Annotated in this window: 23 protein-coding genes and 1 pseudogene; 18 read left to right on the forward strand and 6 right to left on the reverse strand. The window is 67.4% G+C overall.

What is annotated here, in order from left to right; translation table 11 throughout:
• Positions 1 to 371: 371 nt before the first annotated feature.
• From JAN5088_RS15870 to JAN5088_RS15905, 9 genes are all read left to right on the forward strand, one after another.
• Positions 372 to 710, forward strand: coding sequence for a DUF1419 domain-containing protein (locus JAN5088_RS15870; protein ID WP_055683820.1), 339 nt, complete (start codon positions 372 to 374; stop codon positions 708 to 710).
• On the forward strand, positions 707 to 925 hold the full coding sequence (locus JAN5088_RS15875; protein WP_144431860.1) for a hypothetical protein: 219 nt from the start codon (positions 707 to 709) through the stop codon (positions 923 to 925). The genes JAN5088_RS15870 and JAN5088_RS15875 overlap by 4 nt, the downstream gene beginning before the upstream one ends.
• A gap of 64 nt (positions 926 to 989) precedes the next feature.
• The gene (locus JAN5088_RS15880; RefSeq protein ID WP_055683822.1) at positions 990 to 2843 is read left to right on the forward strand and encodes a ParB/RepB/Spo0J family partition protein; all 1854 of its coding nucleotides are present in this window, start codon (positions 990 to 992) and stop codon (positions 2841 to 2843) included.
• A gap of 62 nt (positions 2844 to 2905) precedes the next feature.
• The gene (locus JAN5088_RS15885; protein WP_144431861.1) at positions 2906 to 3511 is read left to right on the forward strand and encodes a hypothetical protein; all 606 of its coding nucleotides are present in this window, start codon (positions 2906 to 2908) and stop codon (positions 3509 to 3511) included.
• Positions 3504 to 3773, forward strand: a complete 270-nt coding sequence (locus JAN5088_RS15890; RefSeq protein ID WP_055683823.1) for a zinc finger domain-containing protein — start codon at positions 3504 to 3506, stop codon at positions 3771 to 3773. Before JAN5088_RS15885 ends, JAN5088_RS15890 begins: the two co-directional genes overlap by 8 nt.
• The gene (locus tag JAN5088_RS15895; protein WP_055683824.1) at positions 3770 to 4132 is read left to right on the forward strand and encodes a hypothetical protein; all 363 of its coding nucleotides are present in this window, start codon (positions 3770 to 3772) and stop codon (positions 4130 to 4132) included. Before JAN5088_RS15890 ends, JAN5088_RS15895 begins: the two co-directional genes overlap by 4 nt.
• Before the next feature lie 438 nt (positions 4133 to 4570).
• Entirely contained in the window at positions 4571 to 4738 is a 168-nt protein-coding gene (locus tag JAN5088_RS18955; RefSeq protein WP_158448498.1) for a hypothetical protein, read from the forward strand.
• A gap of 71 nt (positions 4739 to 4809) precedes the next feature.
• Positions 4810 to 5115 (forward strand): helix-turn-helix transcriptional regulator, encoded by a 306-nt coding sequence (locus tag JAN5088_RS15900; RefSeq protein ID WP_055683825.1) that lies wholly within the window; start codon positions 4810 to 4812, stop codon positions 5113 to 5115.
• 1 nt (position 5116) lies between these two features.
• Positions 5117 to 5998 (forward strand): reverse transcriptase family protein, encoded by an 882-nt coding sequence (locus JAN5088_RS15905; protein ID WP_055683826.1) that lies wholly within the window; start codon positions 5117 to 5119, stop codon positions 5996 to 5998.
• A 202-nt stretch (positions 5999 to 6200) separates the two neighbouring features.
• Here the strand turns inward: JAN5088_RS15905 and JAN5088_RS15910 are convergent, their stop codons facing one another.
• Both JAN5088_RS15910 and JAN5088_RS15915 read right to left on the reverse strand, forming a co-directional pair.
• A complete protein-coding gene (locus JAN5088_RS15910) occupies positions 6201 to 6437 on the reverse strand; it encodes a hypothetical protein (protein ID WP_055683827.1) in 237 nt (78 codons plus the stop codon).
• A gap of 85 nt (positions 6438 to 6522) precedes the next feature.
• Entirely contained in the window at positions 6523 to 6948 is a 426-nt protein-coding gene (locus tag JAN5088_RS15915; RefSeq protein WP_055683828.1) for a thermonuclease family protein, read from the reverse strand.
• A gap of 508 nt (positions 6949 to 7456) precedes the next feature.
• Between JAN5088_RS15915 and JAN5088_RS15920 the strand changes: the two genes are divergently transcribed.
• The 6 genes from JAN5088_RS15920 to JAN5088_RS15945 all read left to right on the forward strand — a co-directional run bounded on the left by JAN5088_RS15920 (position 7457) and on the right by JAN5088_RS15945 (position 10614).
• On the forward strand, positions 7457 to 7813 hold the full coding sequence (locus JAN5088_RS15920; protein ID WP_055683829.1) for a single-stranded DNA-binding protein: 357 nt from the start codon (positions 7457 to 7459) through the stop codon (positions 7811 to 7813).
• Between the two features lie 50 nt (positions 7814 to 7863).
• Complete coding sequence (locus JAN5088_RS15925; protein ID WP_055683830.1) at positions 7864 to 8247, forward strand: TSCPD domain-containing protein; 384 nt, start codon at positions 7864 to 7866, stop codon at positions 8245 to 8247.
• The gene (locus tag JAN5088_RS15930; RefSeq protein ID WP_055683831.1) at positions 8244 to 8570 is read left to right on the forward strand and encodes a hypothetical protein; all 327 of its coding nucleotides are present in this window, start codon (positions 8244 to 8246) and stop codon (positions 8568 to 8570) included. The genes JAN5088_RS15925 and JAN5088_RS15930 overlap by 4 nt, the downstream gene beginning before the upstream one ends.
• 522 nt (positions 8571 to 9092) lie before the next feature.
• Complete coding sequence (locus JAN5088_RS15935; RefSeq protein ID WP_055683832.1) at positions 9093 to 9998, forward strand: ArdC family protein; 906 nt, start codon at positions 9093 to 9095, stop codon at positions 9996 to 9998.
• 50 nt (positions 9999 to 10048) lie between these two features.
• The gene (locus JAN5088_RS15940; protein ID WP_055683833.1) at positions 10049 to 10396 is read left to right on the forward strand and encodes a hypothetical protein; all 348 of its coding nucleotides are present in this window, start codon (positions 10049 to 10051) and stop codon (positions 10394 to 10396) included.
• Positions 10393 to 10614, forward strand: a complete 222-nt coding sequence (locus JAN5088_RS15945; protein WP_055683834.1) for a hypothetical protein — start codon at positions 10393 to 10395, stop codon at positions 10612 to 10614. The genes JAN5088_RS15940 and JAN5088_RS15945 overlap by 4 nt, the downstream gene beginning before the upstream one ends.
• A 426-nt stretch (positions 10615 to 11040) precedes the next feature.
• Here JAN5088_RS15945 and JAN5088_RS15950 read toward each other — a convergent pair whose 3' ends face one another.
• From JAN5088_RS15950 to JAN5088_RS15960, 4 genes are all read right to left on the reverse strand, one after another.
• Positions 11041 to 11250, reverse strand: a complete 210-nt coding sequence (locus JAN5088_RS15950; protein WP_055683835.1) for a hypothetical protein — start codon at positions 11248 to 11250, stop codon at positions 11041 to 11043.
• Positions 11251 to 11279: 29 nt separating this feature from the next.
• Positions 11280 to 11432 (reverse strand): hypothetical protein, encoded by a 153-nt coding sequence (locus JAN5088_RS18960; RefSeq protein ID WP_158448500.1) that lies wholly within the window; start codon positions 11430 to 11432, stop codon positions 11280 to 11282.
• A gap of 253 nt (positions 11433 to 11685) precedes the next feature.
• Positions 11686 to 12306 (reverse strand): hypothetical protein, encoded by a 621-nt coding sequence (locus JAN5088_RS15955; RefSeq protein WP_158448501.1) that lies wholly within the window; start codon positions 12304 to 12306, stop codon positions 11686 to 11688.
• A 116-nt stretch (positions 12307 to 12422) separates the two neighbouring features.
• Entirely contained in the window at positions 12423 to 13169 is a 747-nt protein-coding gene (locus JAN5088_RS15960; RefSeq protein WP_158448502.1) for a ParA family protein, read from the reverse strand.
• Between the two features lie 709 nt (positions 13170 to 13878).
• Here JAN5088_RS15960 and JAN5088_RS15965 point away from each other — a divergent pair.
• The 3 genes and pseudogenes from JAN5088_RS15965 to JAN5088_RS15975 form a co-directional block, all read left to right on the forward strand.
• Positions 13879 to 14454: a helix-turn-helix domain-containing protein gene (locus JAN5088_RS15965; RefSeq protein WP_055683838.1), complete on the forward strand. Its 576-nt coding sequence runs from the start codon at positions 13879 to 13881 to the stop codon at positions 14452 to 14454.
• Entirely contained in the window at positions 14441 to 16873 is a 2433-nt protein-coding gene (locus tag JAN5088_RS15970) for a relaxase/mobilization nuclease domain-containing protein (RefSeq protein WP_055683839.1), read from the forward strand. The genes JAN5088_RS15965 and JAN5088_RS15970 overlap by 14 nt, the downstream gene beginning before the upstream one ends.
• Positions 16866 to 18509: pseudogene (locus JAN5088_RS15975) on the forward strand (type IV secretory system conjugative DNA transfer family protein); the annotation flags it as partial. The gene JAN5088_RS15970 and the pseudogene JAN5088_RS15975, both read left to right, overlap by 8 nt.
• Positions 18510 to 18675: the final 166 nt, after the last annotated feature.

An 18675-nucleotide genomic window follows, 5' to 3' on the forward strand; every position in this document is an offset into this window, starting at 1 on the left:
AGAAGAGGCTTAGGAGACCCCCGCTCGCGGGGGTCGCGACGGCAGGGGGATTCGGACAAGCCGAACGCCCCTGCCCTTGCTGGTCCTCGCCTGCGGCTCGTCCGTCCGGGAACCGCCGGTTCCCCCACGCAAGGCCCCCGAGCGGCGTCAGGGGGGGTGTCCCCAACGACGGTCCCTCCCTTCGGTCGGGCTGCGTCGCCGGGTGATCCCCCTCCCCCCCCTTCCTTGTCGGGAACCTTGCGTGGGCCCCCCTCCTGCCCTCGCCGGGAGGCAGAGCTTCAGGAGAGGGCCGCGTTGCGGACCTCACCCGAAGCCCTGCCCCGATTTTCGGCACCAAGACCGAGAACGCGGCTCACCACAAAGGAAGAAAGATGGCTTGTTTCCAGAACATAGGGGAAGGCGTGGCCGACCGGGCCGCAACCTTCGCCCTGTTGAACCGTGGCTACGAACGCCACCAGCGCAGCGCGGGCCAGTGGTTCGAGACCACCCCCGAGATGTGGGAGTATTTCCTGAACATCCTGCCGCCGGTCAACTTCACCGGATCGGCGTTCGTCATGTCCGAGGCGGCGACCGAGAGCCTGTCGGATGCGTGGATCATGGTCGGCAAGAGGGCCTTCTGCCTGACCGTCCGCCACACGTCGCAATCGGACTTAATCGCCATGGTCGGGGCCTTCAAGGCGCATGTCCGAAAGCCGGAGGCGGTCGCATGAGCCGGGCCATGTGGACGCTCACCATCGACCACCCGGACCTGACCACCACCGAGGAGGTCCATGCCGAAAGCGAGGGCGTCCTGCGGATGCTGGGCCGCGCCCACCACCGGCAGGCGCAGATCGTCCCGGACCTGACCCTGACGGACCCGCAGGGCCACGTCGTCGCCAAGCTGGACCATTGGGCGACCGACTGGACCGACCAAGAGGGCGCTTGAGCCCGCGCCCCGTCCCATGCGGGCGGGGCACCCCCCAACCTCACCACCGACAAGGATCATCACCATGACCGACCAGACGAAGATCGCCGCCACCATCGAGAGCGTTCCCTTCGCGGACCTCTACCTGTCCGACCTCAACCCTCGCACCGTCGTCGCCGAGAGCGGCATCGAGGCGTTGGCCGAGAACATCCGCCGCCTCGGGCTGATCCAGAACCTCGGGGGCCTGCGCGACGGCGACGGCCCCCGCGTCGGCATCGTCGCGGGCGGGCGCCGTCTGCGGGCGCTGGCCCTGTTGCAGGACGACGCGCGGTTCCAGACCGTCGCCGTCCAGATCGCCCCCAACGCGGAGACCGCCAGCCTTTGGGCGACCTCCGAGAACGGCCAGCGCGAGGACCTGCATCCCGCCGACGAAATCAGGGACTACGGCGCGATGGATCGCCGGGGCGTGAGAGTCGCGGACATCGCCGTGGCCTACGGCGTCACCGAGAAGCACGTCTATCGCCGCCTCGCGCTGGCGGGCCTCCCCGAGCCCGTGCTGGACGCCTTGAAGGCCGGGCAGATCGGCCTGTCCCACGCCGCCGCCTTCACCGTGGGCGACGACGAGGCGCTTATGATCGAGGTGCTGGCGCGCGTCATCGAGGAGGCCAAGAGCCGGTGGGGCGGGCTGTCGGATCACCAGATCAAGACCATGCTGCGCCCGAACGCCGTCAAGGGCACCGACCGCCGCGCCGCCTTCGTCGGCGTGGACGCCTACAAGGAGGCCGGGGGCCAGATCGGGGGCGACCTGTTCGCGGACGAGACCCTGTTCGATGATCCGGCGATCCTGGACGACGTGTTCGCCGCGAAGCTGGACCGGTTGGCCGAGACCTTCACCGGCCCCGACGGCTGGAAATGGGCCGAGACCCATGGTGACGACTACCTGCCCTACGGGTTCATGGACGAGCGGAAATTCGGCCGCATCTGCGCCGCCCCCGGCGACATGACCGAGGACGAGTCCGAGCGTTACGACGAACTGGCCGAACTGGCGAACGGCGACGTGCTGGACGACGCGGGAGCGGCCGAGCTGGAGGCGTTGCAGCGCAAGGCCGATGGCGTGTTCACCGCCGAGCAGAAGGGCCATGCGGGCGTGATCGTCTACGTGCGGCGCGACGGGACGGTCGAGGTCATCGAGGGGCTGGTGAAGCCGGAGGACCGCGCCGAGGCGGTCGCGGCTGGCATCCTCGCGCCGTCGCATCACGCTAAGGACAAGGCGGAGGCCGCGCCGAAGTCGCCTATTTCCGACAAGCTGCGGGCCGATTTGGAGCGGATCGAGAAGGGCGCGCGGCAGACGGCCCTCTTGAGCGATCCGAAGCTGGCGCTTCACCTTCTGGCGTTCCACCTGTCGGGCAGGATGGGCTACGGCTACGCCTTCGGCCTGACCGTGAACCCGCCCGCGAACGCGCCCGAGACCGAAACCGGCTTCGCGCTCGACAAGCGCCTGTCGTCCATCGCCGACCGCCATGAGGCGGGGTTCGGATCGGAAGCCGCGAAGGACTTCGCCGCCTTCCGCAAGCGGGGCGACAAGAAGGTCATGGAGGCGCTGCACGGCTACGTCGTGAGCCTGTTGACGGTCCCGGACACCGAGTTGGGCGCGATGATCGACAAGGCCACCGCGCGGCGCACCCGCGACGTGTGGACCCCGACCGCCGAGAACTTCTTCGGGCGGGTCGGCGGTCCCTACCTCGAAACCCTGTGGCGCGACCTTCTGGACCTCGCGGAGGACCACCCGACCGCCACGACCTTCGCCAAGTTGAAGAAGGGCGAGAAGGTCGAGAAGTTGCACGACCTGTTCAACGACGCGGGCGTCCGAGCGGTCCATGGCCTGACCGAGGCGCAGCAGGACCGCATCGCGGACTGGCTTCCCGAAGGCATGGCCTGACGCCACCGGGGCGGGCCTCGCACCCGCCCCACCCCTCGCCACCCGAACCGAGGAACTGGACGATGCGCTTCAAGAGCTACCCCCGCAGCCCGTTCACCGACACCGCGCGCAAGCGCGGCCACCTTCGGCGCAAGCAGGCCGCCGAGCGCGAGGCCCTGCCGCTGTTCAGCGCGCAGATCGCCGCCGCGCAGCCGGGCGAGGACGAGGCGATGCAACGCCGAGCCGTCGCCTGGAGCCGAAGCCAGCAGGAAGACCGGGACCGCCGCGCGGGGAACTGGCGCCGTGCCCGTCGCGCCATCGCCGTCCGTCCCGCGCGCGAGCGGACCCTGATACGCCGCGCGTGGGACCGCGCCCCGTTCCCCGCCGATCCGAGCTACCTGCTCGACTTCCTCACCCAGATCGACCGAGGCCGCGTGGACCTCGCGGACGCGCTCTATGCGAGCCGGACCGATCCGTCCGGGCGGCGCTACGACCGGCTCACAATGCGGCCGGACCAGTTCGCCCGCCTGCGCGCCTTCGCCGACAAGCATGGTCCGGCGTGGCGGGACGCCATCGCCGACCTGTGGGACCGCAACCGCGAACCGGCATGGCTGACCAGCCTGCGCGTCTCGCATGGGCGGCACTGGCTCGCCCGCGTCTCGCTTGAGGACGGGCGCGTCCATGTCTGATTTCACCGCCTACCCGCACCCGGTCCTCGCCGTGCCCTGCCCTGACTGCCGCAGGCGGGCGGGGGCATGGTGCCAGCGCCCGTCCGGGCACAAGGCGAGCGACTTCCACCTCGCGCGGAAGGCCGAGGCGGATCGCGCCTTCATCGAGCGGCACGGACCCGATGCGAGCATCGTCAGGACCGCGGGCGGCTGGAGCATCGACCCGCGCGGGCGGGTCGGCATCCGCCCGACGCCCGAGCCGCGCCAAGGAAACCTGCTATGACCCGGACGCCCGGCACGCGGCTCGAATGGCACGACCTCGCGGGGTGGATGACGGCGACCCTCATCATCGGTCGCAGGCGGGCCACGCGCAGGATCGAGCCGTGGACCCGACACGTCGCCGCACTGCCCGCCGCAATGATCGCGCGCGAGGCCGATGCGGACCTGCTGCGCGAGGTCCGCGACCTCTTCCTGCGCGGGCCTTCGGGGCTGTGTCAGCCCCTTCGCGGGCATCGGGCCGAGGCCCCGCAGACCGCCCTCATCGTGGCGATCAACAACCGCCTGGCCGTCATCGCGCGCGAGGCGGACAGGATCGAGCCAGGCCCGAACTGGTTGGCGATCCACGGAGCGGATGGCACATAGAATCATCGCGCGGACGGCCATGCCGCCGCGCTTCCCCTATTCCTTGTGGTGAGGAATCCCTTGGCCCCGCTCCGGCGGGGCCTTTTTTCGCTATACGCAGACAGGCCAATTTATACGCTACTGGCTTAAATATCTCTGTCAGGGATATTGAACCTCCTTGGGTTCTGGACTATATTCGCCTTGTTGGGACGCTGGAGCTTCGGCAAAGGCCCGGAACAACGCCATTGAACTCAGGATCGGTTCGCCGGTCCGCGGGAGGGCATCGTGTCCTCCTACCGCCTGCCCCTCAGACGGCCGCCGTGTCGCCTGGGAGGGGGCGGCCCCCCCGGGATGGCCCGGGGGGGCCGCATATCGGACGAAAGGGGAAGTCTCTCCGAACCTCTGTTGGAGATGGCCCCCGGCGCACTTCCGCGACCGGGGCCAACAGAGGAGGCCAGCATGGCCCGAGAGACCAACGAGACGACCCCGCGCGGGACAACCGCCGATCCCATCAAGACCCGCAAGGGTTGGGACCGGCGTCTGCTAAAGGCGACCTTCTGGGGCGTCTGGGTGATCGAGAAAGGCTTTCGCCTGATCGCCTGGGCGTTCGGGGAGGGCGGTGGATGATCGGGGCGACCCGGCCATCTCGCCCAGAGGCTAACCGCGCGTCCTAAGTGCTCCGTAGGAAAGGGAAGAACATGTTGGGCGAGGCGCTCCGACTCATTCGGGTCTTCCACGACATGAAGCAAATTGAACTGGCCAAGAAGCTCGATGTGTCGCAGTCGCACCTGTCTGGGATTGAGCGCGGTGAGAAGATCCCGAGCCAAGACCTCGTAGCGAAATATGCGGACCTCTTCGATCTCCCGGTCAGTTCCATCTGGTTTTTCGATGAGAGCCTACGCGAGGGGCCGTCGCCAACTCGGATCGAGAAGGCCCGCGGCGTGATCGCAGACAAAGTCCTCGACTTCCTGCGCATCGTTGAGCGCCGTCGCGAGGCGCCCTAACATGCCCCGCAGCGCCAAGAGCTATGCCCTTGACCAATGCGCGCTCTATCGCTGCACTACCCGCAAGCGGCTCTTCAGGCTCTTGCAGACCAGTCCGACCAAGTACGCCGAGTTGCTTGCCGCACCGAACCTCTACCGCCCTATCACGAAGACAAAGAAGAACGGGGAGCCCCGTCTCGTTCATGCGCCGCGCCACGACCTCAAGCGTATTCAGAAGCGGATCAGCGAACTTCTGATGCGCGTGACGCCGCCGGAGTTTCTTAAATCTCCGGTGCGGGGGCGGTCGAACATAGACAACGCGGCGGCGCATCGCGGGGCGGCAGCGCATCGGCTGCTCGATATCGAGGACTTCTACCCGAACTGCACAGCCTCTAAGGCCTCGTGGTTTTTCGGAACCGTCCTGAAATGTCCGCCCGACGTGGTCGCGGTACTGACGTGGCTGACGACGAGACAGGGTTCGTTGCCACAAGGCAGCCCGGCCAGTCCGATCCTCGCTTACTATGCTTATCAGAACATGTGGGGGGAGATCGATGCGATCTCGCGCGCGGCGGGCAACACGCTGACGGTCTACGTCGATGACGTTACTCTGTCTGGCACCATGGTTCGGACAGAGACGGTCTGGGCGATCAAGGAAGCGCTTGCCAAACATGGCCATCGCACGAAGGAGCGCAAGGAAGAAGCGCATCTCGGCACGCCCGTGGTCGTGACGGGGGTAGTTCTACGCGATGAGGTGCTGCTCCTTCCCAATGTGCAACACTTGAAGCGTCACCGCGTCCGCAAGGCGCTCGAACGCATGCCGGAGGGACCGGAGCGGGAGCGCGCGGAAGCTGTCCTACAAGGCCATGAGGAGACAGAACGCCAAATTCTCGCGCGAAACACGTGACAGCACTAACCGGGTGCGCCCTAGCAGCACGGGACGGTTGAACGCCCAGCTTACGGTGTCACACGTTTCGATAGCATGGGCTCGCATTTTTGGAACGATATACGGACGGGGCTTAGACCCATTCGGAACGTCAAGATTGGTCCATGTTCGGCTTTCTGTATCCGACGGCGCGGCAGTCTGGCGAAGCGATCGCGCCAAGGACTTACCGCCGCGCATCCCCCTCCGGTTCGATCTTGTCGAACATTCTGTCGAGCAGGCGCAGCTCGGCCGCTTCGACTTCCGGGAAGAGTTCGAGCTGGCCCGGCAGACGCTCGAAGACCGTGCCCGGCTCCGCATCCTTGAGCAGGGCCAGCAGCTTCTCACGCGGATGGCGCAGGGCGAGGGCGGCGCCGCGCCTGGCCTTCAGAGAGGCCACGACGCGCCGGTGCGCGATCTTCACCGCCCGGCCTTCGTTGCTCCGGGCGGCCCATTCCGAGATCGAGGCCCTGCTTCGCCCGCCTCCGGTCCACCGTCTCGCGGGTCCATCAGCACCATCCCGTGCGACGGCCACCGTCATAGGCTCGCGCGAGACCTTCGCCGATCAGAACGTCCTTCACATCGGAGCCACCGATGAACAGGCGGGCTAAGCCCCGGTCATACCGATCCCGACCCGGCAGGACGATGAGATCGACCACGCGGCCCGAGTCGATCAGATCCGTCAGCCGCGCCGCGGCCGTCTCGCCGAGGGCGCGTTCATAGTCGCATCGGGGTTTCCACGTCTCGGGGGTATCGAATCCCACGAGGCGATAGCGTTCGCCGCGCACGTCGATCGTGTCCCCATCGACCACCCGCACCATCGACGGAGCGACAGGCTCCGCCCCGAGGCTTCCGGCGAACAGGCAAGAGGCCAAGACCACCAGCGCGAGACGCACGCGCCGGAACCGGCACCACCCGTCGAGCCGCATCGTCATATCGCCCACCTCCCGCCGCTCCCGGCTGTGTCGAGTCCCATCCGCCGAACCGGCATCCGATCCCGCCCTCCTCGTTCTCGCCATCGTGCAGACGACCAGGCACGAAGACCCGCCGATCCGCTTCGTTCACGCACCCCAGGCGACCGTCTTCGATCAGAAGTCCTCCCGTTCCGGCTTCGCCCGCCGCCCCGATCATCCTCGCGACTTGGCCTCCGCGATAGCTGACGGGGGCCGCCGACGTGCCTGTCCAGACCCGGCCACCAAATACAGAGCATCCCGGTTCCCATTCGTCTCCTCGGACGTGTTTCTCATCACGGAACATCGCTCGGGGGGCTCTTTGCGCCCGGCGTCCTTCGGACACCTTCAAGCAAAAATACGGTTTCCACACAAGATACCAGTCTGCTAGCATCCTTATAATCTTGTGCGAACCCTCCGCATTTTCCCTTGAGCGCATCGCCCCCCGGCGTGCCCGTTCTTCATCGAAACACTCAAACCAAGGAGACAGACCATGAGAACCTTCGCACAATTCGAGATCATCGGCCGGGTCGGGAAGCACAAGGACGTCGGCGGCACCCTCCGGGTCAGCATCGCGGCCGAATACGGCCGCAAGGACGACCGGGGCGACTTCCAGTCGAAGCCCTACTGGAACGAGGTCACGATCTTCAACGAGAACGTCGCCAAGTGGGTGCGCGAGAACACGCAGCCCGGCGATGTCGTCCGGGCCTTCGGCACCGTCCGCCAGACGCAGTGGGAGAACAAGGAGGGCGGGACCGAATACGGGATCACCATGGCGGCCGAGGACTTCGACAACTTCAGCCAGGACGAGCGCCGCCGGCAGGCCCGCAAGGGCGACCAGGACCAGTGACGGCCCGGGCGGGCTCCGGCCCGCCCAACCATCCGCCGCAGGAGAGCGCCATGACTGCCTACAAGAAGACGCCCGAGCCCCGGCACGACCTTCCCGACCGGCGCCTCTGCGAGACCCGCCGCGTCTCGACGCCCGAGGGCCACACCATCCACCTGACCGTGGGCTACGACCCAAACGAGCCGGACCGGCCCCGCGAGGTCTTCTACTCCGGCGGCTTCCGCTCGGGCTCGCAACTGGAGTTTCAGGTCCAGGACGCCTGCGTCCTGATCTCCCTCCTCCTACAGCACGGCCTCACCCCCGGCGCGGTGCTGAAATCGCTCGCCAAGACCGAGCAGCCCGGCCTCTGGACCGAAGGTGACGAGGAACCCGAGGCCGAGACCGTCCACGCCAGCCATGTCGGGCTCATCGTCGCCGAGCTGGCGGGCGCGGCATGACCTCCGGCTTCAAGGCGAACGTCGTCTTCGAGGCCGATCTGCCCGAGCGCCTCGCGGCAGGAGCCGCAATCGTCGTTTCCTGCACGGTGGCCCCGACGCGGCGCAGCGGCGGCTACAGGGGCGAATGGACCGTGCAGGTGGTCATGCCATCCGGTGAACGCCAGCAGCTCGTGACGCAGCGCACGCCCAGCGAAGCGCGGATCATCAAGACCCTAGCCGGCTTGGCCTCCCTGCTTTCCGACGCCGGTTGCTCCACCGTGAACATCCCGTTCCGAGCGGGCGGCGGCGCGACCAACAGCATCGAGTCCGCAGCGACGAGCTGACCCAAGGCCCCTGCCCTACCGGGCACCGGGCTCTAGTCGTCCCTTCGGTCCTTCCGGAGCCGCGCGCCCCCGTCCTCCCTGCCCCGGCGGCCCGCCGCTGACGCGCCGGCCTTCCGCCCTGCCCCGTCTCCTACGGAGCCGCGTCCTGGCGGGCGGGGCATGGTCGGCCGCGGCCGCGTGTCTCCGCCCTTCGGGTGACGATCCCTGGGGCACCCCGGACCCGGCCCGCGCGGCGCGCGGGCCGGCCGGGATCCTCGTGGGCCTTCGGGGTTCGGGCAAGCCGAACGCCGCTTCGGCCGTCCAGGGTGGAGGCGCAGCCTCCCCCCTCGGACAAGGGGTCGGGACGGGGCCGTGTCCTCGCGCGTCGCGCTGCGGGCCGCACCACCCCCGTCCCTCTCCCCTTGTCTCGCCCCCCTCCGCTCTCGGCGAGGCCAGGTTTGCAGGACAGCGGCGCCATGCGCCGTGCCTCCAAACCCGACCCACAGGGGCATCAGACCCCACCGACACCACAAGGAGAGACCCATGGCGAAAGAGCGTTTCGACATCCGGCAGCACGTCACGGATACGATCATCGCCCAGATCGAGGCGGGCACGCCCCCGTGGCGTCAGCCGTGGACCGGCGCGCGCACCGTCGCGGGCTTCCCGCTGCGCCACAACGGCGAGGGCTACAAGGGCGTCAACATCCTGATCCTATGGGCCGCCGCCCATGCCAAGGGCTATGCGTCCGCCCGCTGGATGACCTTCAATCAGGCCAAGGAACTCGGCGGCATGGTCCGCAAGGGCGAGCGGGCTGCGAAATCCGTCTTCTATGGATCGGTCGAGAAGGAGGACGACAAGGCCGAAACGGGCGAGGGGGCCGCGCGCCGCATCCACTTCGCCAAGGTGAACAACGTGTTCAATGCCGACCAGATCGAGGGCCTGCCCGAAGACTACTACGTCCGGCCCGAGCCGCCCCGCGACCTCGGGACCGAGGCCGACCCCGCGCTCGACGCATGGTTCGCCGCGACGGGGGCGCAGATCGAGACCAGCGCCGAGCCCCGCGCCTACTACCGCCCGTCCACCGACCACATCCACATGCCCCCCGTCGAGACGTTCCACAGCGCCGCCGGATACTACGGCACCCTTGCTCACGAGGTGACGCACTGGACCGGCGCCGAGAAGCGGCTGGACCGGATCAAGCGGTTCGCGGACCGGAAAGCCTATGCGTTCGAGGAACTTATCGCAGAACTCGGGGCCTGCTTCCTTGGCGTGCAACTTGGGATCGAGCCGCAATTCGACCAGTCCGCCGCCTATGTCGAGGGATGGCTGGACGCCATGAAGGCGGACCGCGACGTGATCTTTCGCGCCGCCGCCGAAGCCCAGAAGGCCGTCGATTTCCTCAACGCCAAGGCGAAGGCCGAGGACGACGGCGGGAGGGCGGCCGCGTGAGCGGCCCCCTGCCCTTCCCCAGCACCCCCACCGATCCGAAAGGAACGCCCATGACCATCGGCGAACTTGAGAAGCGCGCGGGCGTCGGCCCCACCATCGAGGACCGCGCCGCGTTCTGGAAACCCTTCCACCGCCTGCCCGCGACGGAGGTGATCGACGCGGGCGCGCGCGCCCTGCGCGGCGCCGCCCTGCTGGCCGAGCTGCCCCACGCCGGCACCCTGACCACCGAGCAGCGGATCGCGCTCGCCCGCTACGCGGTCTTGCGCGGACCCGACTGGAAGGAGGCGCTGCGCGGCGACTGGATGGCCGCGCGCAGCGAGCCGGCCCTGCACCGCTTGCGGAACACGCACGGCCCCGCGTGGCTGGCGGGCCTGGCCATGCCGGAGGCGCGGCCATGACCTCGAACCTGTCCGACCTCATCAACGAGACGCCGCGCGACCTCCTGACCGGCGAGCCCTATCCCGAGCCGACCGAGCCGCGCCCGGACGACGCGGAGATCGAGGCCATGCTGTTCGACCGCGCCTGCACCGCCACGGACGGATGCGAGGGCGTGGACCCGGACGGCACATGCTACCACGGGCACCCGTCCTGGCTGTTGCGTCTGGGTATCCTATGACCAGATGATCCCCAGAGGCCGGACGCCTCCCCGTCCGACGCTTCCACAGGCCCCCGCCCGACCTTCTCGGGCGGGGGCCTGCGTCTTGCGGGGGCGAAGAACGCGGCGGGCCAGTCCGCCGCGCTGCGCGTGCCGCCCTGGCCCGCGCGGCGCTCCGCGCCGCCCCAGTTGCCCGAGATTCGGCGTTCTGGCACAAGGGTCTGGAGAGGTGGGCGAACCACCCCGAGAGGCGGCGCATACGGGCACGCATATCGCGGCGGCGGCTGACGCCTGCCGCCGCGACTTCCGGTCAGGTGCAGGTGAACATCATCGGCTGGCCCAGCTCGACGGGCCGTGCCGCATCACCGACTTCCACGACCACGCTCGAATGGCTGCGGAACCCGTCCAGCAGCGCGGCCCACGCCCCCGGCCCCGCCTCGGCCTTGCCTACCCGGCCGTGGACCAGCTCCGCCTGGAGAAGGTCGCGGGCATGGACGCATCGACGTTGCCCCCGAAGTTGACTAGGAGGCCCGTCTGCGTCGTGCCGCCATAGACGTTGTTCGGATCGCAGACGAGCGCGAGCGACATCCCGCCATCCCGCGCCTGATAGAGGTCCAGGCCACGCTCGATCCCGTGTTCCCAGGCCGCGGACCGCATCCTCGGCGCACAAGCAGAACAGGCCCCCGTCATTCATAGATCACGTCCGACCGGGGGCCGTCCTTCCACATCGGAAACTCCCCCCCTTCCTTCCAACGATAGAGCCAGCCCACGACCGCCCGCGTCCGGGCGTCCCGGATGCGCTTGATCGCCCTTGCTTCTGTTCTGATCTTGCGTGGCATGGTTTTCCCTCATCCTCCGATGCACGGCAGGGCCTCCGGACACCGCACCACGCCATCGTGGATGCAGCGGTCAGGCCCCGCCTGACCGCCTGCCGAGCGGCGAGCGTGAGAGGTGGGGGGTGAAGCGAAATAGACAGGGGTGGTGCGGCCCGCAGCCGAAGGCGAGGACACGGCCCTGTCTATTTCGCTTCAGGGGGGAGGAAGCCTAAACTCCTCCCCCCTTTGTGGTATGGCTGGACAATCCGCTACGAGCTTATCGCCTCTGCTGGCGCAGCTCCTCGATCACGTCATCGAGGACGGACCAGAACAGGGTCTCGAATTGGCCTCGGACCATCGCGGCGTCCGACTTCACGCGCAGCGGATCGTGCACGTCGCGCATCGCATCAAGCATGTCGGCCGGGACATACTTGGTCGTAGAATAGGCCACCGTCATCGGCACCCTGTCCCCTTCCGGCATGGGCACGAATTCCGGGGTGGGATCGAAGCGTTTCATCGCTCGGCGCCCCGCGAGCGCCAGGACATCGCGCTGCGGCAGACCCCTCGCCACGAGAGGCTTCATCGCCTCGACATGCGCGGTCGTGACCGAGACCTTGAGCGACACCTTCCGCTTCTCGCCCGGTGGAGTGTCGTCTGCCGCACCATCCTTCGATTGCGCGGGGGCGGCATCCGGATGCTCTGCTTTCGCACGCTTGCCGGGCTTCGCAGCCGGTCGCGGGTTCTCGGCCTTCGTCTCCGGGATCGGATCGGGCGCCGTCTCGGCAGGTTCCATGCCCTGATCGGTCGCGACCTGATCGGGTGACGGTTCGGACGTCAGCGAAGCCGCTTCACCTTCGCCCGCAGGTGGCGACGGCTTCACGGGGGGGGTATCGTCCACAGGGGGTATCCGAACGCTCGCCGGCATCCCGTTCGGCAATGGCGGCCGTTTGGCCTGAAACGTGTGGGCATAGGCCGGATCGCGGCCTTCCACCTTCGGACGTCCACGACGCGGCATCAGATTTCCCCCATGATCTCATCGAGGATGTCGGAGGCTTCCTGCACCGCCTCATCGAAGTGCTTGACGTGGGAGCGTTCGAGACCGTTCTTCGAGGTCCGCTTCGCTTCCGCCAGATTGTGCAGGAACCCACCGGCCGCCGCGTCCAGATGTTGCTTGCGGAACATGAAGTAGGTCGGAAGCACGGGGAAGTTCTCCACGGCCAGCGTCTCGAATTCCTTCTCGGTCACGGTCGGCTTGGCCGTCGCACCCGAAACGACGACCCGAAGCGGAGGAGCAAGCTCCGGCTGGTCGATCCGATCGAGAAGGCCGGAATACCAATTCACCGTGTCGATCGTGATGAGATAGTCGGTCTTGCCGAGCTTCATCGGCACCACGAGAACGTCACTCTGCGCGGCCAGCTCGTCCGCCCAGGCTCCCGCTGCCCCTTGGGTGTCCACGAAGATCAGATCGACCTCTCCGGCTTCGTATGCCTCGTTCGCCGCCGCTTCGAGGTCTTCGGCGAATTCGAGCTGCCGGTAGGTGACGAGGGGCTCGTCTCTGGCGTATTCGTCCAGCCAGCGATGAAGGCCCTGCTGCGGATCGGCGTCGAGCGCTAGGCACCGCTTCCCCCGAGAGACCGCCGCGCTCATCAGCGCCTGGGTCAGGGTCGTCTTTCCGGCCCCGCCCTTCCGGGTCATCACCGTGATGACCTTCATGTCGTCGTTCGCCACCCGCTCATCCTCCACCGTCGAATCTTTCATCATCGACCCCAGTTCCGCCATGCGTTATCCGTCATGCGTCGTCCGTCGTCTGCTTGCCGTCATGCGTTCGACGTCACGCACCGTCCGCTTTCCGTCATCAGTAGCGCGTCGTCCTTCTTCCGTCACGCGCTTTCCGTTCTCTTTCTTCCGTTGTGCTTTAGGCGTCACGCGCCACGCGCCTTCCGCTACCTGCCAAGCGTTCCGCGTCGTCCGCCAAGCGTTGTCCGTCCTCCGTCCTCCGTCCTCCGTCATCCGCTGTCCGTCTGCGGTTAGGCGTCATCTTCCATGCGCTTTTTTCCCTCTGCTTTCCGTCTGCCGTCTTCCGTCATCCGCTGTCCGTCTGCGGTCATTCGTCTTCCGTCATCCTTCGAGATTGAGGACCGAGATCGTCGTTTCGGCGAGGATGGGTGATCGGATAGCCAGTAGGCGCCCGGAGAGGCGCTGGGAGGGGTGCTACAGCAGCAAGTCGATATCGCTTGGGGGTAGGGGTGCTCTTGAGAGCATAGGTGGCCCCAGAAGGGATAATCTGTCGGACCTTCAGCTTCGCTTTCGGTCGGTCTCACCCGCCGGGTTCGACGCGCGGACCCCTGGTCGGGGTCCGCTTCGATGGACTTACCTTCGTTTAGGCTTCGACACTCGCTGCCATCTTCGATTGCGTCGAAGCCTAAACGAAGGTAAGAGACTGGCAGGAAATAGGGGTTGTTTGTTCGCTATGCCTTCGCGCCGCCGCCTCACGCTCGATGAACGTCGCGCCATCGTCCGCGAAGCGGCGAAAGGCGTTGCAGCAAAGGAGCTTGCGGCGAAGCACGGCATCACGACGCGCACGGTCCACTACACGCTGAAGCGCGAAACAGACCGCCGCCGCGACGCCTCGCATCGGAGCGTCACGTTCTCCGTGACGCTCACGCCAGAGGAGGCGATGGCCTTCGATGCGGTCCTCACCCGGCACCAGATCGCCACCAGAGCCGATGGATTGCGCCGGCTGATCCGCGCATCGAACGGGGTGTTCCAGCCCGACGAGCACCTGGCCGAGGAGCTTCAGGGCTTCCGGGCGTCCCTCAACCGGGTCGGCAACAACATCACGCAGATCGCGAAGCGGTTGAACGAGGCGAAGCAGAAGGGGATCGCACCCGCCTTCGGCGTCGCGAGCCTGGACCAGATCAAGGGTCTAGCGATGTTCATCCGGTCCTTCGCCAACGAGATCGACCTGCTCGCGCAACGTCGGTCCAAGAGGATGACGTTGGCCGCGAACGCGGCCCTGGAGGAGCTGGCCGATGGCGCGGACTGATGCCGTCACCGCCGTCACGGGCGAAGTCTTCCGGGAGGGATGGAGCAAGGTGCGCGGCTCGACCCAGGGGCTCGGGTCCAAGCAACGGCAGATGGTTCGTGCGGCGCGCGGACACCGCGCGGCGGTCTTCAAGGCGATCCGGGGCGGCGGCACGCACACGAAGGCGCAGCTCGCCCGCCAGCTCGAATACCTGACCACCAAGTCGTCGCACATCATCGACAGCACTGGTGGATTGGACGGCAAAGCCACGCTGACGCGCCAAGAGATAAAGGACGTGGCGAACGAATTCTCGAAGAGGTGGGGGGAGGGGTTCAATCCCAAGCTCGGCCATACGACCCACATGCTCCTGTCCTATCCCGTCGGGACGAAGGGCGAGCATGTCCGCGACATCACGGCGGCCGTCGCGGAACGGTTCTTCCGAAACGAGCAGGGTCACTTCGACTACCTGATCGCCGTCCACGAGGACCGCGATCATCCCCATGCCCACATCGTCCTCAATCGACGGTCCGAGGAGGGCGAAATCTTCTACCTCGGGCGCGATCACCGCTTCAACTACGACGACTTCCGCTTGGCGATGGTGGAGGAGGCCGACAAGGTGGGCGTCCGCCTGGAGGCGACCCGCAGGGTCGATCGCGGCGTGCTGACATACCCGGCCCGCACGGGCGAGGTGTATGCTGCGAAGGAAGAGGGGCGTGCCCCGGTCGAACGCGAGCGCGTCGGCGAGGATCTGGCGCGCGCGGCGGCCGAGATCGCCACCGCCTCGAAAACTTACGGAGCCCTGTCCGCCGAGGCGTCGGTCGCAGGGCGGGAAGACATCGCGGACGCCTTGTTCCGCGCCGGGGAAATCCTCGCGCGCAAAGGTCAGCTCGAACAGACAGGAGACATCTACATGGCCAGCTTTGACGAGATGAAGACGGAACTCGCCGAGCGCAGCGAGCGCGTCGAGGCGATGGTGCGGGGACTCCCCGAGGCCGAACGGCCCGCGATGGAGGCGGAGGTCAACAAGCTCTACGCGGACATGGCGCACTTGCAGCCGATGGGAGTCCGGTCCCCCACGCTCACGCAGGCCCCGAGCGACACGGGCGTCTACAGCCAGGCGAACATCAACAGCGAGCTGACGGATCGGCTGCGCGAGCCCGAGACCCGCGCCCAGATCGAGACGGCGCTGCGCGGCACCGGCATTTCCAGCGAAACGGTCATCGCCCGCGTCGAGCAGGGGGCGAACAACGCCGCCCTGGAGCGCGAATGGCTGGCGCAGGACATGGAGAAGATCGCGCAGACCGATGGGCTCAACCTCGAGCGGCGCGAGGACGTGCGGATCGCGGCCGACAAGCTCGACGCGGTGCATGTGAAGCTCGGGACCGCCCTGGAGCGGGCCGAGGTGCTGCGCGACGACGGCGTGGTCGACGTCGAGGACCGGCGAGACTTCCACTACGACCGTCAGAGCGTGGACGACGTGAGCCGGGCCGTCCGCCAGGAAATGCGCCGTGACGGGGCAGGCGAGGCCCAGATCAACGAGCGCGGCTTCGAGATCGAGGCGCGCGCCGAGGCTCGGATCGAGCAGGAGCAGCGGGACTACCTGCGCGAGCGGCCCGAGATCATCGCCGCGCCCTCCGCCGTGCTGACCGACGAGCCGTTCGGCCGCAACGTGACCGACCGCACGGCCTTCGAGCGGGTCGCGCAGGAGACGGACGCGATCATGGCGCGGGCAGGTGAGCGCGAGAGCGTCGAGGATGCCGTCGCCCGCGATTTCAAGGACCGCTACCCGGACATGCCCGACCACCTCGCGCGCGGCCTCGGGCGGACCTACGCCCAGGCCGAAGACGTGCGGAACGACGAGGCCGTGCGGCGGGTGGCGTCCGAGCGGACGGACAGCCTCACCGAAGCGGACGGCCGTGCGGGCACCGACGCGCCCGCACGTCTCGCCACCGTCGAGGAACATCGCGACCTCGCCCGAAGCATACTGGCGGCCGAGCGCGCCGAAGACGCCCGGATGCAGATGCGGGAGGACTATGCCGGCGAGAAGGCGGAAGAAGACTGGCGCGGCGGCGAGGCCGATGACCGCGATAGCGAAGACCGCCGGCGCACGATCAACGACGTGGTGGCCCGAGAGCGGACGGACCCGATCCACGCCTCCATGCCCGACGCGGAGAGCAAGGCGGCCTTCCGCGGTGCGGTCGAGGGCGAGCTGTCCGACGAGCGGTTGGAGCGCCTGAAGGAGGGCGATGCCGACGCACTGGACGGGATCATAGACGACCGGCTGGACCGTCTCTACGCCGCCAAGGCTTACCTGCAATCGGACGCGACCACGGCGCATAGCGAGGCGCTGGACGAAGTGACCACGGAGATTTCCGAGGAGGTGGTGGAGGCGCAACGGCTCAAGCACGCCCACAGCGAGAAAGGAACGACCCATGGATAAGGGCAAGATCGCCGTCGGGGTCGTTTTGCTGACGCTGGTGTTCGCCGCGATGGGCTACGTCGCCGCGACCGCCTACCTGACCTTCCGGGACTACGGCATCCGGGCCGAGATCGACTTCTCCTGGGTCGCGCGAAGCTATCTCGACTGGCGGATCATCCGCCCGGACGACTTCCAGATGGTGAACCTCATCGTCGGAGGGTTCACTGCGGTCGGTCTGCTGGCGAGCGCGGCCTTGTCGGGTCAGGCGCTCACCCGGTTCGGGCAGACGCGCTTCCAGAAGGCGGCCGAGCTGAAGCGCAACGGGTTCATGGGCAAGCCGGGCACCGGCTTCGCGCTCGGGAAGATAAGAGGGGCGAAGGGGAAGGCCCAGCTTCTCAGCTCGAAGGTGTTCCCTCACGCCCTGGTCGTCGCGCCGACCGGCCGAGGCAAGACGTCCGGCTTCGCCATTCCGAACCTCCTGTTGTGGAAGGGCAGCACCGTGGCGCTCGACGTGAAGGGAGAGCTGTTCACGGAGACGTCGCGCCACCGCGCCGCGCATGGCGACGCGGTGTTCAGGTTCGCACCGACCGATTGGGCGGACCGCCGGTCGCACCGCTACAACCCGCTGCTTCGCATCTATCAACTGGACGACCCGGAGCAGCAGCAGATGGAGCTTCAGCTTCTCGCCACGCTGTTCCTCCAATCGGAGAACGACAAGGTGAAGGGCCTGCTGGAGGGCGGGATCGAGCTGTTCGTCGCAGCCGGCCTTCTGGCCTTCGAGCGCAAGAAACCGACCTTGGGCGAGATCTACCGGATCGCGTCCGATGGCGGTGACAAGCAGAAGGCGTATTTCAATCTCTCGACCAAGGTGGAGAACGAGGCGGCGAAGCGGATCTTCGTCCGTCTCGCATCGACCAACAACGACACGCTCACGTCCTACCTGTCGCTGTTGATGACCTCGGGCCTCAATCAGTGGTCCAACCCGGCGATCGACCGCGCCACGGAGGTCAGCGACTTCGACTTCCGCGACATCCGCAAGAAGCCCATGTCGGTCTACCTCGTCGTCGCTCCCAACATGGTGAAGCCGCTCGCCGCGCTGATCCGGCTGTTCTTCTCCGACCTCATCGCGTCGATCCAGACCAAGGAGCCGGGGGAGGGGGAGCCCTGGCCCGTGATGATCCTGCTGGACGAGTTCAACCGTCTCGGAAAGATGCCGATCGTCGTGGAGAGCATCGAGACGCTGCGATCCTATCGCGGCCACCTCGCGGTCATCACCCAGACGATCCCGGCGCTGGACGAAATCTACGGCGAGAACACCCGGCGCGCGCTCCAAGGCAACGCCGGCGTGAAGCTCTACCTCACGCCATCCGACGAGAAGACCGTCGAGGAGTTGTCGAAGGCCGTAGGCAAGACCACGAAGCGCGTCGTGACGCGCTCGCGGTCCATCGGCCGCAACCCTTTCGAGGGGCGCAGCATGTCCGAGCGCACGGAGGAGGTCGCGCTGTTGACCGAGGACGACGCGCGGCGGATGCCGCTCGATGACATCATCGTCGTCGTGGACGCGCAGATGCCGATCCGGGCGAAGCGCATTCAGTATTACGACGATCCGATGTTCCGGAAGATCCACGGCGCGCAGAAGGGCGAGCTGCCGCTTCCTCTGGTGAACCTCGCACGAAAGGGCGAGGACGGGGACGACAAGGACATCGGAGCGGGCAAGCCGTCAGAGGGCGGCGGCCCAACCCAAGAGCCGGCGCTGGCCGCGAAGGCCGAGCCCGCCGAGCGCGGGGCGAATTCCGCACCGATCACCAGCACGGACGCGCCCA

Source organism: Jannaschia rubra (genome assembly GCF_001403735.1).
Taxonomy (GTDB): Bacteria; Pseudomonadota; Alphaproteobacteria; order Rhodobacterales; family Rhodobacteraceae; genus Jannaschia; species Jannaschia rubra.

Bases quoted from the DNA above. Each gene is read 5' to 3' on its own strand.
- JAN5088_RS15885 (WP_144431861.1), top strand. From the start codon at position 2,906: ATGCGCTTCAAGAGCTACCCCCGCAGCCCGTTCACCGACACCGCGCGC.
- JAN5088_RS15890 (WP_055683823.1), top strand. From the start codon at position 3,504: ATGTCTGATTTCACCGCCTACCCGCACCCGGTCCTCGCCGTGCCCTGC.
- JAN5088_RS15875 (WP_144431860.1), top strand. From the start codon at position 707: ATGAGCCGGGCCATGTGGACGCTCACCATCGACCACCCGGACCTGACC.
- JAN5088_RS15930 (WP_055683831.1), top strand. From the start codon at position 8,244: ATGACCTCCGGCTTCAAGGCGAACGTCGTCTTCGAGGCCGATCTGCCC.
- JAN5088_RS15965 (WP_055683838.1), top strand. From the start codon at position 13,879: ATGCCTTCGCGCCGCCGCCTCACGCTCGATGAACGTCGCGCCATCGTC.
- JAN5088_RS15895 (WP_055683824.1), top strand. From the start codon at position 3,770: ATGACCCGGACGCCCGGCACGCGGCTCGAATGGCACGACCTCGCGGGG.
- JAN5088_RS15945 (WP_055683834.1), top strand. From the start codon at position 10,393: ATGACCTCGAACCTGTCCGACCTCATCAACGAGACGCCGCGCGACCTC.
- JAN5088_RS15940 (WP_055683833.1), top strand. From the start codon at position 10,049: ATGACCATCGGCGAACTTGAGAAGCGCGCGGGCGTCGGCCCCACCATC.
- JAN5088_RS15960 (WP_158448502.1), bottom strand. From the start codon at position 13,169: ATGATGAAAGATTCGACGGTGGAGGATGAGCGGGTGGCGAACGACGAC.
- JAN5088_RS15950 (WP_055683835.1), bottom strand. From the start codon at position 11,250: ATGCGGTCCGCGGCCTGGGAACACGGGATCGAGCGTGGCCTGGACCTC.
- JAN5088_RS15915 (WP_055683828.1), bottom strand. From the start codon at position 6,948: ATGACGATGCGGCTCGACGGGTGGTGCCGGTTCCGGCGCGTGCGTCTC.
- JAN5088_RS15870 (WP_055683820.1), top strand. From the start codon at position 372: ATGGCTTGTTTCCAGAACATAGGGGAAGGCGTGGCCGACCGGGCCGCA.
- JAN5088_RS15925 (WP_055683830.1), top strand. From the start codon at position 7,864: ATGACTGCCTACAAGAAGACGCCCGAGCCCCGGCACGACCTTCCCGAC.
- JAN5088_RS15900 (WP_055683825.1), top strand. From the start codon at position 4,810: ATGTTGGGCGAGGCGCTCCGACTCATTCGGGTCTTCCACGACATGAAG.
- JAN5088_RS15905 (WP_055683826.1), top strand. From the start codon at position 5,117: ATGCCCCGCAGCGCCAAGAGCTATGCCCTTGACCAATGCGCGCTCTAT.
- JAN5088_RS18955 (WP_158448498.1), top strand. From the start codon at position 4,571: ATGGCCCGAGAGACCAACGAGACGACCCCGCGCGGGACAACCGCCGAT.
- JAN5088_RS15935 (WP_055683832.1), top strand. From the start codon at position 9,093: ATGGCGAAAGAGCGTTTCGACATCCGGCAGCACGTCACGGATACGATC.
- JAN5088_RS15970 (WP_055683839.1), top strand. From the start codon at position 14,441: ATGGCGCGGACTGATGCCGTCACCGCCGTCACGGGCGAAGTCTTCCGG.
- JAN5088_RS15880 (WP_055683822.1), top strand. From the start codon at position 990: ATGACCGACCAGACGAAGATCGCCGCCACCATCGAGAGCGTTCCCTTC.
- JAN5088_RS18960 (WP_158448500.1), bottom strand. From the start codon at position 11,432: ATGCCACGCAAGATCAGAACAGAAGCAAGGGCGATCAAGCGCATCCGG.
- JAN5088_RS15920 (WP_055683829.1), top strand. From the start codon at position 7,457: ATGAGAACCTTCGCACAATTCGAGATCATCGGCCGGGTCGGGAAGCAC.